At 68.6% G+C, this 15,604-nt stretch carries 14 protein-coding genes; 2 read left to right on the top strand and 12 right to left on the bottom strand.

What is annotated here, in order from left to right; translation table 11 throughout:
• Positions 1-13 precede the first annotated feature (13 nt).
• A complete protein-coding gene (locus tag LX16_RS18955) occupies positions 14-505 on the top strand; it encodes a YajQ family cyclic di-GMP-binding protein (RefSeq protein WP_147140959.1) in 492 nt (163 codons plus the stop codon).
• A gap of 272 nt (positions 506-777) precedes the next feature.
• Here LX16_RS18955 and LX16_RS18960 read toward each other — a convergent pair whose 3' ends face one another.
• The 8 genes from LX16_RS18960 to LX16_RS18995 form a co-directional block, all read right to left on the bottom strand.
• Entirely contained in the window at positions 778-1,668 is an 891-nt protein-coding gene (locus LX16_RS18960; protein ID WP_147140960.1) for an NAD-dependent epimerase/dehydratase family protein, read from the bottom strand.
• 40 nt (positions 1,669-1,708) lie between these two features.
• Positions 1,709-2,566, bottom strand: a complete 858-nt coding sequence (gene htpX, locus LX16_RS18965) for a zinc metalloprotease HtpX (protein WP_147140962.1) — start codon at positions 2,564-2,566, stop codon at positions 1,709-1,711.
• A gap of 457 nt (positions 2,567-3,023) precedes the next feature.
• Positions 3,024-4,472, bottom strand: coding sequence for an NADH-quinone oxidoreductase subunit N (locus LX16_RS18970; protein ID WP_147140964.1), 1,449 nt, complete (start codon positions 4,470-4,472; stop codon positions 3,024-3,026).
• Positions 4,469-5,938 (bottom strand): complex I subunit 4 family protein, encoded by a 1,470-nt coding sequence (locus tag LX16_RS18975; RefSeq protein ID WP_147140966.1) that lies wholly within the window; start codon positions 5,936-5,938, stop codon positions 4,469-4,471. Before LX16_RS18975 ends, LX16_RS18970 begins: the two co-directional genes overlap by 4 nt.
• A gap of 52 nt (positions 5,939-5,990) precedes the next feature.
• The gene (locus LX16_RS18980) at positions 5,991-7,790 is read right to left on the bottom strand and encodes an NADH-quinone oxidoreductase subunit 5 family protein (RefSeq protein WP_147140968.1); all 1,800 of its coding nucleotides are present in this window, start codon (positions 7,788-7,790) and stop codon (positions 5,991-5,993) included.
• Positions 7,787-8,143, bottom strand: a complete 357-nt coding sequence (nuoK, locus tag LX16_RS18985; protein ID WP_147140970.1) for an NADH-quinone oxidoreductase subunit NuoK — start codon at positions 8,141-8,143, stop codon at positions 7,787-7,789. Before nuoK (LX16_RS18985) ends, LX16_RS18980 begins: the two co-directional genes overlap by 4 nt.
• Before the next feature lie 87 nt (positions 8,144-8,230).
• Positions 8,231-8,428, bottom strand: coding sequence for a hypothetical protein (locus LX16_RS18990; protein WP_147140972.1), 198 nt, complete (start codon positions 8,426-8,428; stop codon positions 8,231-8,233).
• A 79-nt stretch (positions 8,429-8,507) separates the two neighbouring features.
• Positions 8,508-8,696: a hypothetical protein gene (locus LX16_RS18995; protein ID WP_147140974.1), complete on the bottom strand. Its 189-nt coding sequence runs from the start codon at positions 8,694-8,696 to the stop codon at positions 8,508-8,510.
• Between the two features lie 327 nt (positions 8,697-9,023).
• On the opposite strand from LX16_RS18995, the gene LX16_RS19000 reads away from it, so the two are divergent.
• Positions 9,024-9,809: a DUF3800 domain-containing protein gene (locus LX16_RS19000; RefSeq protein WP_147140976.1), complete on the top strand. Its 786-nt coding sequence runs from the start codon at positions 9,024-9,026 to the stop codon at positions 9,807-9,809.
• Positions 9,810-9,975: 166 nt separating this feature from the next.
• Here LX16_RS19000 and nuoN read toward each other — a convergent pair whose 3' ends face one another.
• The 4 genes from nuoN to nuoK (LX16_RS19020) form a co-directional block, all read right to left on the bottom strand.
• Positions 9,976-11,565, bottom strand: a complete 1,590-nt coding sequence (gene nuoN, locus LX16_RS19005) for an NADH-quinone oxidoreductase subunit NuoN (protein ID WP_147141998.1) — start codon at positions 11,563-11,565, stop codon at positions 9,976-9,978.
• Between the two features lie 9 nt (positions 11,566-11,574).
• Entirely contained in the window at positions 11,575-13,119 is a 1,545-nt protein-coding gene (locus LX16_RS19010; RefSeq protein WP_147140979.1) for an NADH-quinone oxidoreductase subunit M, read from the bottom strand.
• Entirely contained in the window at positions 13,116-14,990 is a 1,875-nt protein-coding gene (nuoL, locus tag LX16_RS19015; protein ID WP_147142001.1) for an NADH-quinone oxidoreductase subunit L, read from the bottom strand. Before nuoL ends, LX16_RS19010 begins: the two co-directional genes overlap by 4 nt.
• A 211-nt stretch (positions 14,991-15,201) precedes the next feature.
• Positions 15,202-15,501, bottom strand: coding sequence for an NADH-quinone oxidoreductase subunit NuoK (gene nuoK, locus LX16_RS19020; RefSeq protein ID WP_147140980.1), 300 nt, complete (start codon positions 15,499-15,501; stop codon positions 15,202-15,204).
• Positions 15,502-15,604 lie beyond the last annotated feature (103 nt).

Genomic DNA, 15,604 nt, shown 5'->3' on the forward strand with positions numbered 1-15,604 from the left:
TGGGAGGCATACAGTGGCGAACCCGTCTTTCGACATCGTCAGTGAACTCAACGCGGCGGAGTTGGACAACGCCATCAACCAGGCCGCCAAGGAACTGTCGACACGATTCGACTTTCGGGGTACCGGAGCGGGGATCGAACGGGCCGGGGAGGAGGCGGTGACGCTGACCGCCGAGACCGAGGACCGTGTGAAGGCGGCCCTGGAGGTGTTCAAGGACAAGCTGGTCAAGCGGGACATCTCGCTGAAGGCCCTCGACGCGGGTGACCCACGGCCGTCCGGCAAGACGTACAAGATCGACTGCGCGCTGAAGCAGGGCATCGCCCAGGACCAGGCGAAGAAGATCAACAAGCTGATCCGCGACGAGGGCCCCAAGGGCGTCCAGTCCCAGATCCAGGGCGACCAGATCCGGGTCTCCGGCAAGAAGCGCGACGACCTGCAGGCCGTGATCGCCCTGCTGAAGAAGGCCGACCTGGACGTGGCGTTGCAGTTCACCAATTACCGGTAGCGCGAGGAACGAGCGCTGCCGGTAGCTCGTGAACCGGAAACACTGCACGAACTATCGGTGAGCCCGGCGAGGAACGAGCCGGGCACCGGCGTGAGCCCCCGCGAACGCCGGTAGCGCGATACGGCTTGGTTGGTCATATGTCCCGCTTGGTTGGTCATACGACGGCGAAAAATCGGACATTGCGGCCTATTCGAGGCATGTCGATCGTCGTACGGCCAACCAAGCCACGTATGACGGGCGGTCCGGGAAGCGCAGCGGGCGGCCGGATCGGGTCAGCGGCCGGAGGCGGCCACGATCCCCGCGATGTAGTCGGGAAGCGAATGCGCCGGTTCCCAGCCCAGTGCCCGCACCTTCGAGTTGTCCGCCCGGCCTCGCACCCGTTCACCGGGTTTGGCGGGGATGTACCGGATCTCCGTGCCGAACATCTCGGCCACCTCGGCGATCGGCCACTCACGTCCGGCCCCGATCAGGTAGCCGTCGCCCTTGCCGTGCTCGGCGCACAGCAGCAGCCCGGACACCGTGTCGTCGATGTGGGTGAAGTCGCGGGTCTGGGTTCCGGGACTGACCACCGACAGCGGCTCCCCCTCGCGGAACTGCCGCTCGAAGATGCCGATCACGGTCGCGTACCGGCCGTCCTCGATCTGGCCGGGGCCGTACACGTTGTAGAAGTAGGTGATGACGTAGTCCAGGCCGTACCAGTCACCGTAGTTGCGGATCAGTTCGCCGTTCTTGGCCTTCGTCCACGCGTACGGGTTGAGGTTCTCGTCCTCGCCGTCGTTGCCGAACTTGGAACTCGAACCGGCGTACACCAGTCGCGCGCCCCGGTCGGCGCAGAACGTCACGACCTCCTTGGTGCCCCAGGTGTTGTACTCCCACACCCGGTCGAACTCGTCGAACGACTGCGGGATCCGGGCGTACTCGCCCAGGTGGAACACCAGGTCGGGGTCGGGAAGGTCCTGCTGCGGCCACAGCTTGTTGATCGTGACCGTGTTCGCCTCCAGGTAGGTGACCCGGGGGTCGTCGAGCTGCGCGTCACGGCGGCCCGTGAAGTAGTTGTCGATCGACACGATCCGAGCGGCCGGGTACTCGGTGACCAACCGGCGGATCAGGTGACTGCCGACGAAACCGGCCCCACCGGTCACCACGATCGTGCGGTCGGACACTGAGGGCTCCTTACAAGGTTAAGACGAAACGACGTCGAGGTTACCGCAGCGCCCCGGCCATCTGCTCCAAGCGTCGGATGCGTTCCGGCATCGGCGGATGGGTGGAGAACAGTCGACTGAGGCCACCACCGGCGAACGGGTTCGCGATCATCATGTGCGCCGTGTCGGTGACCGGGCCTTCCGGCCGCATCGGCAACTGCCTGACGCCACCGGAGATCTTACGCAGGGCGCTCGCCAGCGCCAGCGGGTCACCGGTGAGTTCGGCCCCCGACTCGTCGGCCTGGTACTCGCGGCTGCGACTGATCGCCATCTGGATCACCCCGGCCGCGATCGGCCCGAGGATCATCGTCAACAGCAGTACCAGCGGGTTCGGGCCGTTGCGGTCGCCGCCGCCCAGGGGAATGAACCAGGCGATGTTGGCGAGGACCGAGATGATGCCCGCCAAGGCGCCGGCGACGCTGGCGATCAGGATGTCCCGGTTGTAGACGTGGGAGAGTTCGTGCCCGATCACGGCCCGCAACTCCCGTTCCGAGAGGATCCGCAGGATGCCGTCGGTGACGGCGACCGCGGCGTGTTCCGGGTTGCGTCCGGTGGCGAACGCGTTGGGCTGCGGAGTGGGGCTGATGTACAGGCGCGGCATCGGTTGGCCCGCCTTCTGGGACAGTTCCCGCACCATCGCGTACAGCTGCGGCGCCTGCGCCTCGGTGACCGGCTGCGCCCGCATCGACCGCAGGGCGAGCTTGTCGGAGTTGAAGTATGTGAAGGCGTTCATGCCGATCGCGACCACACCGGCGATGACCAGGCCGGTGCCGCCCCCGATCCAGTAACCGACCGCCACGATGAGGGCCGACAGCGCGCCCAGCAGCAGTGCGGTCTTCAGGCCGTTGCGATGCTTCATACGTCAACTCCCGGTCCTGCCCGCGAGCCGCCCCGGCTCGCAGTGGTCACAACGCGGTGACTCGGGGCGCTTCTTCCCGAGTGTGACCTTTCCCCGAGGTCGGCACGCCGAAACCCGCCAAGCGGGGCCGCCGGGGTTCGTGGGGTGTGCGAGCGGAGCTGCGGCGTTTCAGCACCAATTCGCGTCGAAGCCCCCACCATGGGCTCACTCCGCCGCTCTCATGGCCGATGTCCGGACTTCGGCCGGCGGGAACCGGCGCGTCGTCCACAACCCCGTGGTTATCCACAGGCGGTCGCTCCACGGCTCGACAGCCACCGGCGCGGCCCCCTAGGCTCGACGCCATGGGGAGGAGGAGTGGCGGCCCCCAGACCACAGTCGGCGGGGGTGCGAGCGGTTTGCCGACCGTGCTCGCGGCCTGCCACCGTCCCACCGGCCCACGACCGGCGATACCTCCGCCTCACCCGAACGACGCGAGCCGCCACAGCAGTTGCGGGGCGAACCCGACAATGACCAGGGCCGCGACCGACAACGCCAGGACGGCGGTGACCGGCCAGCCCGCCGGTGCCGGTTCGGTACCCCGGCCTCGCACCAGCAGGACACCGAACCGCAGGTAGTAGGCCAGGCCGACGACCGCGTTCACGGCGACCACGACCGCGAGCCACGGCATCGCCATGGCCACCGACGACACCACCGTGATCTTCGCGAACAGGCCCGCCAACGCCGGCGGCAGTCCCGCGAGGGCCGCCAGGGCCAGCAGCAGCACCACGGCGGGTCCGGGGGCGGCGCGAAGGCTCCCCGCCAGGTCGCCGAGTTCGCCGCCGTCCGCACGCGGCCACCGCAACGCGATCACCCCGGTGAACGCGGCGACCTCCATCATCACGTAGAACAACGCGAACACCAGGACGGCCGTCGCGGCGGTCGCCGCGGTTCCGGGCGGCCCGGCGAGCGCGGTGAGGCCCGCCAACGGCACGAGCAGGTAGCCCGCCTGCGCGATCGAGGACGCCGCCAGCAGTCGCACGGTACGCCGCTGCCGCAACGCCAGCAGGTTCCCGACGCTCATGGTGGCGACGGCCAGGACGGTCAACACCGGTCCCGCGATGTGCAGCACCGGCGGGAACGCCTCGGTCACCAGCCACAACAGGACCGCGACGCCGCCCAGTTTGGAGGCCGTCGACAGGTAGGCGGCGATCGGCAGCGGCGCGCCGTCGTAGCTGCCGGGTGCCCAGCCGTGCAACGGCACCGCCGCGAGCTTGAAACCGACACCGGTGATGATCACGGCGACGGCGACGGCCGTCAGCGGGATCGTGTCGCCGCGCAGGGCCGCCGCGATCCCGGTCAGGTGCAGGGTGCCGGTGACGGCGTACAGCAGTGCCGCGCCCAACAGGGTGATCGCGCCCGCCGTGACCGACACCAGCAGGAAGTTGACGGCCGCGACCGCACCACGTCGTGAGCCGCCGCGCATCGCCACCAGTACGTACAGCGGCAGCGTCAACGTCTCCAACGCGACGATGAGGGTGATGAGGTCGCGTCCGTAGGCGAGCATGACGCCGCCGGTGACGGAGCAGGCCAGCAGGAAGGCGTATTCGCCGGGCGGGGCGTCGCCCGCGAGCAGTGGGCGCGCCGACAGCGCGAGGACCGCGAGTCCCAGCAGTGCGGTGGTGGCCGCGATGGCGGCACCGGGTCCGCCGGTCACGAGGGAGCAGCCGGTGTCGGTGCAGAACGTCTGGCGGGGCGGGAGCGTGCCCAGCCAGACGGCGGCGGCGGCCGTCGCGGCGAACCCGATGCCGGCGACCGCGATGCGCGGTACGGGGTGGCGGGAGAACAGGTCGGTGAGCAGTACGGCGAGCGCGGTGGCGGCGGCGAGGTACGCCGGCAGCAGGGCGACGTGGTCGATGGTCTGGCTCATCGGCTCACCCATTCCAGGAAGGGCGCGGCGGTGAAGCCGTCCAGCAACAACCCGGGCACGACGCCGAGCAGGACGGTGGCCGCGACGAGCGGTCCCCACAGGGCCAGGCGGATCGGTGTGACCCGGAGGGCGGCGGCGGCGCCGTCGACGGCGGCCGTGGGTGGGCCGTAGTTGACGCGTCTGATCATCCTGAGCAGGTATGCCGCGGCGAGTGCGGCGCCCGCCGCGGCGACGGCGGCGGCCACGGCCCGGGCGGTGGAGTCGCCGGCGAGTGTCGCGTAGACGGCGAACGCCTCGCCCCAGAATCCGGCGAGGCCCGGGAGGCCGAGGGAGGCCAGGGCCGCGAATCCGAGTATCCCGGCGAGGCCGGGCGCGGTGGTGCGCAGGCCGCCGAGTTCGGTGAGCATGCCGTGGCCGGTCGCCTGTTTGATGGAGCCGACCAGGAAGAACAGCAGTCCGGTGATGAGGCCGTGCGCGATGTTGCCGTACAGGGCGGCGGTGATGCCGGTGCCGGACAGCGTCGCGATGCCCAGGAGGACGAATCCCATGTGTCCGACCGAGGAGTACGCGATGAGTCGTTTGAGTTCGCGTTGCGCGAGGCAGATCAGTCCGCCGACGACGATCGCGGCGACGGCGAGTACCAGTAGGACGGGCGCGGCGGCGTGAGCCCCTTCGGGGGCGACGCCGAGGCCGACCCGGATCAGCCCGTAGGTTCCCATCTTCAGCAGGACACCGGCGAGGATGACGGACCCGACGGTGGGGGCCTCGGTGTGCGCGGCGGGCAGCCAACTGTGCAGCGGCCACAGTGGGCTCTTCACGGCGAAGCCGACGCCCAGCAGTGCGAAGGCGACGAGCTGGGTGGCCGGGGACATGCCGCCGCCGCCCGATTCGGCGAGGGCGACGAGGTCGCCGGTGCCGGTGGAGGACACCACGACGTACACGCCGACCAGGAGCAGCAGTGACCCCAGGACCGTGTACAGGGCGAACTTGGCGGCGGCGGCGCGGCGGCCGGGGCCGCCCCAGAACGCGATGATCGCGTACATGGGGAGGAGCACGATCTCGAAGAACACGAAGAAGGCGACGATGTTGGCGGCGAGGAAGACGCCGAGGATGCCGACCTCGACGGCGAGGAGCAGTCCGATCAGGGCGGTCGGGCGGCGGGTGGTCTCCGACATGGTGTGCAGGCAGCACAACAGGGTGAGGAGCGCCGTCAAGACGATCAACGGGTAGGAGATTCCGTCCACGCCGATGTCGAAGCGCAGCCCGATCGCGGGCGCCCACGCCACGTCGAAGCGGTGCCACAGTGGACCGTCGCCTCGGGAGGCGGGGAGGAACACCGCGGCCAGCAGTCCGGCGGCGGCGAATCCGGTGGCGAGCCACCCGGCGGACCGGTGGCGGTGTCCCAGGGCGGCGAGCACTCCCCCGGCGGCGGGGAGGGCGAGCACGGCGATGAGCACGGCGGTCACGAGGTCCCCCTTCGCGGACCGGCCCAGGGCCGTACCGGGTGTTCGGAATCGGTCATGCCCACATCCCCAGGTACGCGGCGGTGCCGACGGCGGCCAGCAGTACGGCGCCGGCGGCGGTGAACCACAGGTGCCGGGGCAGGCCGGCCAGGTGCCAGCCGGCGATCCGGCGCGCGGTCGCGGAGGTGACGTGCCCGGAGCCGTCGACCGCGCCGTCGACGATCGTGACGTCCGCCCACGACGCGAACCGACCCAGCAGGGTCACCGGGATCACGACCAGGGCGCGCTGCAAGGTGTCGAACCCGAATCCGGCCGCGAACAGCGGACGGGCGGCGCCGAGGCGGGTGGCGGGGTCGGTCGCCGGTTCCCGCCGCCACCACAGGTACACCGCCGCGGCGCCGAGCGCGGTCGCGGCCAGTACCGGCAGGGTCGGCCACAGGTGAGGCGGTTCGCCGGAGACGGGCCCGGCGAAGGCGGCGACTCCCAACAGCACGGTCGGTACCGCCAGGATCAGCAGCGGCCAGCGCATGAGCGGTTCCGGGTCGTGCCCGGTGCTGCCGCGCGGCGCGCCGAGGAACACCAGCAGCCAGGCGCGGGTCGCGTACGCGGCGGTGAGCGCCACCGTCACGATCCCCGCCCACAGCACGAGGTTCCCGGTGAGGCCGCCCGCTCCGGCGGCGGCCCCCAGGATGCTCTCCTTGCTCCAGAACCCCGACAGTGGCGGGATCCCGGCCAGTGCGGCGAAGCCGAGCGTCATCGTCGTGAACAGCACGGGCGCGCCGTGCCGCAGACCGCCCATCGCGGCCAGTGAGTTGCCGCCCGCGACGTGGATGACGGCGCCGGCGGCCAGGAACAGCAACGCCTTGAACGCGGCGTGGCTGAGCAGGTGGAACACGGCGGCGTCACCGGCGGCGACGGCGATGCCGCCGAACATGAACGCGACCTGGCTGACCGTCGACCACGCCAGCACCCGCTTCAGGTCGTCGGACGCCAACGCGGCCAGTGCCGCGCCGATCATCGTGACGGCCGCGACGAGGGCGACCACGACGGCGGCCGCTCCGGTGTACAGCGGCAGCAACCGGAACAGCAGGAACGCGCCGGCGGCGACCATGGTGGCGGCGTGGATGAGCGCGGACACCGGGGTGGGGCCGGCCATCGCGTCGGGCAACCAACTGTGCAGCGGGAACTGGGCGCTCTTCCCGGCGGCGCCCGCGAGGACGAGCAGGGCGGCGGCGGTGACCGTCCCGGGCGTCATGTCCGGGAGCGCCGCCAGGACCTCCGGTATCCGGAACGATCCGGTGTGGAACCCGAGCAGCGCGATACCGAGCAGCAGGCCCACGTCACCGACCCGCGTCACCAGGAACGCCTTGACGGCCGCGGCGGGCGCCTCCGGTAGGCGGCGGTCGTGCCCGATCAGCAGATACGAGCAGGCGCCCATGAGTTCCCAGCCGATGAGCAGCAGGACGAGGTCGTCGGAGACGACGACGAGCAGCATCGCGGCGGTGAACAGCGCCACCTGGGCGGCGTAGGGGACGTACCGGTCGTCGTCTCGCAGGTACGCGTACGAGTAGACCTGCACGAGCAGCGCCACGGTCGCCACCGCGACGGCCACGTACGCGGCGACCGGGGTGACGGTCACGGCCGCGTGGACGGTGATGTCACCGAAGCCCGCGAGCCGGGTGGCGAAGTGGTAGGTGCCGCCGCCGAAGGCCAGGGCGACCGCGGTGACGAAGGCGATCGCGGTTCCGGTGACCGCGATCGCCGCGGCGGGGCGTCGGCCGGACGGCGGCACCAGTAGCCCGGCGAGGGCGCAGGCGGCGGGGGCCAGCGGCAGCAACCAGATGCTCGCGCTCATCCCCGGCTCCCGGTCGGCGCGGTGGTCTCGGGCGAGGGCTCGCCCTGTTCTCCCCTGTCGATGTCCTGGGTGTCGATGTCGCCGCGCAGCCGGAACAGGTGGAGTACCAGGGCGAGGCCGACACCGATCTCGGCGGCGGCGATGACGATGACGAACAGCGCGAACGACTGTCCGGAGTGTCCGGTGTCGCCGGTGAGCGGGGCGACGTCGGCGGTGACGAGTATGAGGTTCACGGCGCCCAGCAGCAGCTCGACCGCCGCCAGCACCATCACCGCGTTACGCCGGACCAGTACGCCGTACAGGCCGACGCCGAACAACAGCGCCGCGATGACATACGGGATGACCGGGTGCACTAGGCACCACCTGTCCCGGGCGTTACCGACATGGCCCCTATCTTGCCGTGTCGGTCGCCGCGATGGGTGACGCGGCCCGGCGCCGTCTCAAGAATCCGGCCACGGTTCGTCCTTCAACCGCTCGCACAGGTCGGCGACAGCCACCCGTTCCCATTCCGCACCCTCGGCGACATATGACGCCCACTCCACAGGGTCGGCCTGGAGCCGTGCGTAGGCGTCCAGTACCGCCTGAAGGCGTGGCGGCCATTCGGTGATGTCGTCGGATTCTTCGCTCGGCTGCTCCATGTCGAGCCCAACGACGGACGCGGGGCGCCGTCGCTGTCGCTGTCGCTGTCGCTGTCGGATATGCGACCACCGAAGGTCGCTATTCGGAGTCGACCGCGCCCGCACCGGACCTCGTTCGCCGCCGCAGCCAGGCGCGTAGACCGCCCGTGATCGCGAACCCGAACACGGCGACCAGGGCCAGCCACGCCATCACCAGCAGCAGAAGCGCGAGACCGCCCACGATCAGCACCGTGGGGACGACCGCCAGGAAGTAGGGAAGTTCCGGCACACGATCCTCCGTCGCGTCGAACTCCCGTGCCGGAGGAGCATGTCGCCCCGATCATGTCATGCGGCATGCCATGCGGCCGCCCTGCCCGATCAGGCGGCCGGGCCCTCGACGGGCGCGCGGCTACCCTCCTCGAGGCCACGACGAAGCCTGCTGCGTCGAAATCGGCCGCCGACTTCAGTTCACAATGAGCGCCCTGATATAACGGGCCGGCAAATCATTGGTGGCGATCTCGCGGTGTTCGATCTGGCTCACTCGGCCAGTGGAGACGACCATGCGTTCGACGACACCGCGCGATCACACTCCGTGTCGGCGAAGTATCGTAACCATATGCTGCTCGCGTATGTGGATGAGTCTTACAGCAGCGACTGGTATTTCATGGCGGCGATTCTGTGTGATGGTCCTGCGGCCATCGCCCTGACTGCGTCACTTGATGCCGTAGTGGATAAAGCCGTCGCATCTTTCGGAGTGAGGGAAGACGCGGAGCTACACGGTTATGAATTGTTTCAGGGGTACGACTGTTGGCAGGGTCTACCGCCAAGAGCTCGCATCAGCGTGTATAACGATACCTTTCAAGCCATCGCCGACTACTCCACCGGGGTGATCCTCCGTGGCGTGGACGCGGCAGGGCTCCGAAAGCGGTATGTGGAACCGTCTACTCCTCATTCGATCGTCCTTCAACACCTTCTTGAACGGATCGACGTTCTTGCCACCGAGTGGTGTCAATATGCGTTGGTTATCGCCGACGAGGTCGATGGGCAGGCCCAACATCGGACCAACCTGAATCTTTATCAGCGAGGACGGACTCCGGGTTATCGGTCCAGAAAACTCACCCGAATCGTGGATACATTGCACTTCGCGCCGTCACACGCGAGTCGCCTCGTACAAGCTGCCGACATGGTCGCATTCCTGCATCGGAGAATTCAAACTCATACAGAGTCGAATGACCGCGCTACGAACGCAAACCAACGTCTGTGGGGACGACTCGCGCCTAAGATCATACACAACCATTGTTGGCGCCCGATGGGACAAGTAGCCCCTCAACGCACAAAGGCCCCACATGATGTGGAGCCTAGGGCTGGATCGGAAGGCGAACCCTCCTACGCGTTAGTCTAGCACCCCCGGAGAATTCCGTCATGGGGCGGCACCTTGTTGCCACCCACCATTTCAACCTCCGACCTGCACTTCTGAGAGGTGGATCACCCCTCCCGAGGTCCGGTGGCGGACATGCGACCGGCCCGGACGCCGTACGGCGTCCGGGCCGGTGTGAGTGCGGAACGGGCTACTTCGCCAGGAACTGGCCGGCACCGTCCACGATGTTCAGCAACACCTGCGGGGCCAGACCCAACAGCACGGTGAACACAACACCGACGGTGACGGCGGTACCGGTCATGAAGCCCGGCATCGACACCGCCGGCGCGTCCTCCACCGGCTGCGAGAGCCACAGCAGGACGACGACCTTCAGGTACGGGAACGCCAGGATCACGCTCGACAGCACACCCACGATCACCAGGGAGGTCTGTCCCGCCTCCAGCGCCGATGAGAACACCGCGAACTTCGCCGCGAAGCCGGACGTCAACGGGATACCCGCGAACGCCAGCATCAGCAGCGTGAAGATCACCGCGAACCGGGGTGACCGCTTCGCCAGCCCGGCCCACCGGGACAGGTGGGTGGCCTCGCCCTGCGAGTCCCGGACCAGCGTCACCACCGCGAACGCCGCCAGCACCGTGAAGCCGTACGCGACCAGGTAGAACAGGGTCGCGCCCAACGCCTGGCCGAGCGCGATCACGCCCACCAGCAGGTACCCGGCGTTGGCGATCGACGAGTAGGCCAGCAGCCGCTTGATGTCGGTCTGGGTGACCGCCAGGATCGCGCCGATCACCATCGTGGCGATGGCGATCGCGATCAGGATCGGGCGCCAGTCCCACGCGAGGCTCGGCCCGCCGGGGTTGCCCGAGTTGCCGAACGCGACGTTGAACACCCGCAGCAGTCCGCCGATCGCGGCGACCTTCGTGCAGGCGGCCATCAGCGCGGTCACCGGCGTGGGGGCACCGGTGTAGACGTCGGGGGTCCAGACGTGGAACGGCACGGCGGCGGCCTTGAACAGCAGGCCGACGGCGAGCATCGCCAGACCCGACAGCAGCAGCACCTGCGAGTTGCCGGAGGCGGCGATCGCGGCGTTGATGTCCACGAGCTGCACCGAGCCGGCGTAGCCGTACAGCAGCGCGACACCGTAGATGAAGAACGCCGACGCGAACGCGCCCAGCAGGAAGTACTTCATCGCGGCCTCCTGCGACAGGAGGCGGCGGCGGCGCGCCAGACCGCACAGCAGGTACAGCGGCAGCGAGAACGCCTCCAGCGCGATGAACATGGTCAGCAGGTCACCGGCGACGCAGAACAGCATCATGCCGCCGATGGCGAACATGGTCAGCGGGAACACCTCGGTGGCCCCGGGGTGCCGGGCCTGTGCGGCGTCCGCCTTGCTGTCCGCCGCGACCGCGGCGTGGGCGACGAACGCGCCACCGGCCGAGACCCGGCGTTCGGCGATCAGCAGTACCGCGATGACGCCCATCGCCACGATCGCGCCCATCAGGAACAGGCCGGGACCGTCGATGACGATCGCGTCGACGCGGCTGCCGTCGGACATCGCGAAGGCCGGGCGGTCCTCACCGACGTTCATCACGATGGTCACCAGTGCGGCGACCAGGCCGACCACCGACAGCACGAGTTGCGCCGAGTAGCGGCGGGTCCTCGGCAGGAACGCCTCCAGGAGGATTCCCACGCAGGCGGCACCGAACACGATCAGCAACGGTGCCAGCGCCAGGTAGTCGACCTCGGGGAAGCTGATGTCGAGAGTATCGGCGGAAACCATGGTGGTCACTTAGTTGTCTCCCGTCGCGACCGGTTCGGCAGTGGGTACGGTGGGCGCCGGATCGGTCACGCCCACGAAGTCGAGGGTGCTCTCCACGGCCGGGTTGATGATGTCCAGGACCGGCTGCGGGTAGACGCCCAGGGCCAGGATCCCGACGATCAGCGGAGTCACCACCAGCTTCTCGCGCAGGTTGAGGTCCCTGCGCATCGGCTTGAGCTCGGTCAGCGCCGGGTTCAGGGTGCCCTGCATGGTCCGCTGGTACATCCACAGCACGTAACCGGCGGCCAGGATGATGCCCAGCACCGAGATGATCGCGACCGGCTTGTTCACCGAGAACGTCCCCAGCATGACCAGGAACTCCGAGACGAACGGCGCGGTGCCCGGCAACGCCAGGGACGCCATGCCCGCGATGAAGAACGTGCCCGCCAGCAGCGGCATCAGCTTCCCGGCACCGCCGAAGTCGGCGATCTGGGAGGAACCGCGCCGGGCGGCCAGCATGCCCACCACGATGAACAGCAGTCCGGTGGCGAGGCCGTGGTTGACCATGTACAGGACCGCGCCGGTGCCCGACTGGGTCGTGAAGGCGAAGATGCCGACACCGATGAAGCCGAAGTGCGCGATCGAGGTGTACGCGACCAGGCGACGCAGGTCGGTCTGCCCGATCGCGACCAGCGCACCGTAGATGACGCCGACGAGCGCCAGCGCGATCGCCAGCGGCGCGAAGGTCTGCGACGCGTCGGGGAACAACGGCAGGCAGTACCGCAGGATCGCGAAGGTGCCGATCTTGTCCATGACGCCGACCAGCAGCGCCGCCACACCGGCCGGGGCGGCGCCACCGGCGTCGGGGAGCCAGGTGTGGAACGGGAAGAACGGCGCCTTGATCGCGAACGCCAGGAAGAAGCCCAGGAACAGCCAGTTCTGCAGGGTCGGGTCGACGGGGCCGCCGTCGATGAGCGCCTGCCAGTCCATGACGCCGCCGGAGGCGACCCACAGTCCGATGATCGCGGCGAGCAGCACCATGCCGCCCAGCAGCGAGTACAGGAAGAACTTCACCGCGGCGTACTGGCGGCGGAGTCCGCCGTAGGAGCCGATCAGGAAGTACATCGGCACCAGCATGACTTCGAAGAAGATGTAGAACAGCAGGACGTTGGCCGACACGAAGGTGCCGATCATGGTCGCCTGCAACGCCAGGATCAACGCGAAGAACGTGGGGACGTTGCGCTTCTCGGCGTCGGCGTCGTTCCAGGACGCCCCGATCACGACGGGGGTCAGCACGGCCGTCAACGCCAGCATGACCAGCGCGATGCCGTCCACACCGAAGCTGAGGTTCAGGCCCCAGTCGGGCACCCACGAGTAGTGCTCGGTGAACTGGAGCGCCCGGTCGCCGGCCGTGAACCGCACGCACATGACCGCGGTGATCGCCAGGACGACCAGCGAGAAGCCCATGGCGATGAACTTGGCCTGCCGGGGTTTGCCCTTCGGTACGGCGGCGGTGATGAGCGCCCCGATCAGGGGCACCACGATCAGCGCCGAGAGGAACGGAAACGAGCTCACCCGAACGTCACCACCAACAGGGCCGCCACGACGACGACCGCTCCAGACAGAATGGACAATGCGTAACTGCGGACGAAGCCGGTCTGGGAGCGGCGCAGTCGCGCCGATCCGCCGCCCACTGCGGCGGCCAGGCCGTTGACGACGCCGTCCACACCCCGGTTGTCCACCCACACCAGCGCGCGGGTGAGCAGTCGGCCGGGCAGTTCGAGGACCAGTTCGTTGAACCGGTCGGCGTACAGGTTCTGCCGCGCGGCCCGCACGATGTGCGTGCGGGCGGGCTGCTCGGCCAGGGCGGTGCCGCGGCGGAACAGCAGGAACGCGATGACCACGCCGAGCACGACCAGCGCCATGGTGAGGCCGGTCGCCGTCCAGTGCGACATCTTCTCCTCGTGGTGCTCGGTGTGCCCGAACACCGGGGTCAGCCAGTTCACCACCGAGGTGGACATGAGCCCACCGGCCGCGACCGAACCGACCGCGAGGATCCACAACGGGATCGTCATGATCGCCGGCGACTCGTGCGGGTGCTCGATGTCGTCGGTCCACCGCTTGGGGCCGTGGAAGGTCAGGATGAACAGTCGCGTCATGTAGAACGCGGTGAGTCCGGCGCCCAGCAGCGCGGCGCCGCCGAACACCCAGCCCTGCCAGCCCTCGCGGTTGAAGGCGGCCAGGATGATCGGGTCCTTGGTGAAGAAGCCCGACAGCGGCGGCAGGCCGATGATCGCCAGGTAGCCCAGCAGGAACGTGAACCAGGTCGACTTCATGTACTTCCACAGTCCACCGAACCGGCGGATGTCGACCTGGTCGTTCATGCCGTGCATGACGGAACCGGCGCCCAGGAACAGGCCGGCCTTGAAGAAGCCGTGCGCCAGCAGGTGGATGATGCCCAGCGCGTAGGCGGCGCCACCCAGGCCGACGGCCAGGAACATGTACCCGATCTGCGACACCGTCGAGTACGCCAGTACCCGCTTGATGTCGTCCTTGGCGCAGCCGATGACGCACCCGATCAGCAGGGTCAGTGCACCGATCGAGACCACGACCAGTTGCGCGGTCTCGTTGGCCGAGAAGATCGGGTGCGAGCGGGCGATCAGGTAGACGCCCGCGGTCACCATGGTCGCCGCGTGGATCAGGGCCGACACCGGGGTCGGACCCTCCATGGCGTCGGGGAGCCAGGTCTGCAACGGGAACTGGCCGGACTTTCCGCAGGCGCCCAACAGCAGGAACAACCCGATCGCCAGGACGGTCCCGGACGCCAGGTTGTTGGCGGCGGTGCCGTTGAACACGGTCTGGAAGTCCGTCGAACCGAACGACGCGAACATCAGGAAGATCGCGATGAGGAACCCGGCGTCGCCGACCCGGTTGGCCAGGAACGCCTTCTTACCGGCGGTCGCGGCGCTGGGCCGGTTGAACCAGAACGAGATCAGCAGGTAGGAGGCGACACCGACGCCCTCCCAGCCGACGAACATCATCACGTAGTTGTCGCCGAGCACCAGCAGCAGCATCGCCGCGACGAACAGGTTGAAGAACGCGAAGAAGCGGCGCCTTCCCTCGTCGTGCGACATGTACCCGATCGCGTAGACGTGGATCAGGAAACCCACGCCCGTGATCAACAGGACGAACACCGCGCTGAGCGGGTCGAACAACAGTCCCGCCGAGATGTTCAGGCTGCCGGACTCGACGAAGGTGAACAGGTCGAGTGTCGCCGACCTGGCGTCGTCGGGCAGGCCGGACAACTGGAGGAAGAACACCAGTCCCAGCACGAAGGCGGCACCGACGGTGGCGGTGCCCAGCAGGTGGCCCCACCGGTCGGCGCGTCGTCCCAGCAACAGCAGAACCGTCGCGCCCGCCAACGGCAGGGCGATCAGCAGCCACATCCAAGAGAGCGCCCCGGTGGCGGGCGCGAATACGGTATCCACGACGGTTATGCCCTCACTTTGCGGGCCGACAGGCCGTTGACGGTTTCCGATGTCCCGGCCGCGCCGCCGTGGGGCGGGGAACCGGGCACGTCATGACGCGACGCACCCGCGGACAGGCGGCGGGCGAGGGCACCACCAGGTACGGACACACCAAACTCCAAGCAGGACATCAGTACTTCAACAGGTTCGCGTCGTCGACCGACGCCGAACGGCGGGATCGATAGATGGACATGATGATCGCCAGACCGATCACGACCTCGGCGGCGGCGACCACCATGACGAAGAACGACATGATCTGGCCGTCGAGCGTGCCGTTGATACGCGAGAAGGTGACCAGCGTCAGGTTCGCCGCGTTGAGCATCAACTCCACGCACATGAACACCACGATCGCGTTGCGGCGCACCAGGACCCCGACCGCGCCGATGGTGAACAGCGCGGCGGCCAGGACCAGGTAGTAGGTGGGGGTCATCGCGCGTCACTCCAAACCGGCGGGCACGCCGCCTGCGGGGAGAGCACGAGGTGGCGAAGCCCCTCGTGAGAAGACACGGCATAAGTGGGAGTCATCGGACGTC

The organism is Stackebrandtia albiflava (assembly GCF_007994225.1).
Lineage (GTDB): Bacteria > Actinomycetota > Actinomycetes > Mycobacteriales > Micromonosporaceae > Stackebrandtia > Stackebrandtia albiflava.

What these genes read in the sequence shown, in the direction of transcription:
- LX16_RS19000 (WP_147140976.1), top strand. Translation starts at nt 9,024, where the DNA reads ATGCTGCTCGCGTATGTGGATGAGTCTTACAGCAGCGACTGGTATTTC.
- nuoN (WP_147141998.1), bottom strand. Translation starts at nt 11,565, where the DNA reads ATGGTTTCCGCCGATACTCTCGACATCAGCTTCCCCGAGGTCGACTAC.
- nuoK (WP_147140980.1), bottom strand. Translation starts at nt 15,501, where the DNA reads ATGACCCCCACCTACTACCTGGTCCTGGCCGCCGCGCTGTTCACCATC.
- LX16_RS18970 (WP_147140964.1), bottom strand. Translation starts at nt 4,472, where the DNA reads ATGAGCCAGACCATCGACCACGTCGCCCTGCTGCCGGCGTACCTCGCC.
- LX16_RS18990 (WP_147140972.1), bottom strand. Translation starts at nt 8,428, where the DNA reads ATGGAGCAGCCGAGCGAAGAATCCGACGACATCACCGAATGGCCGCCA.
- htpX (WP_147140962.1), bottom strand. Translation starts at nt 2,566, where the DNA reads ATGAAGCATCGCAACGGCCTGAAGACCGCACTGCTGCTGGGCGCGCTG.
- nuoL (WP_147142001.1), bottom strand. Translation starts at nt 14,990, where the DNA reads ATGTGGCTGCTGATCGCCCTGCCGTTGGCGGGCGCGACGGTTCTGCTG.
- LX16_RS18980 (WP_147140968.1), bottom strand. Translation starts at nt 7,790, where the DNA reads ATGAGCGCGAGCATCTGGTTGCTGCCGCTGGCCCCCGCCGCCTGCGCC.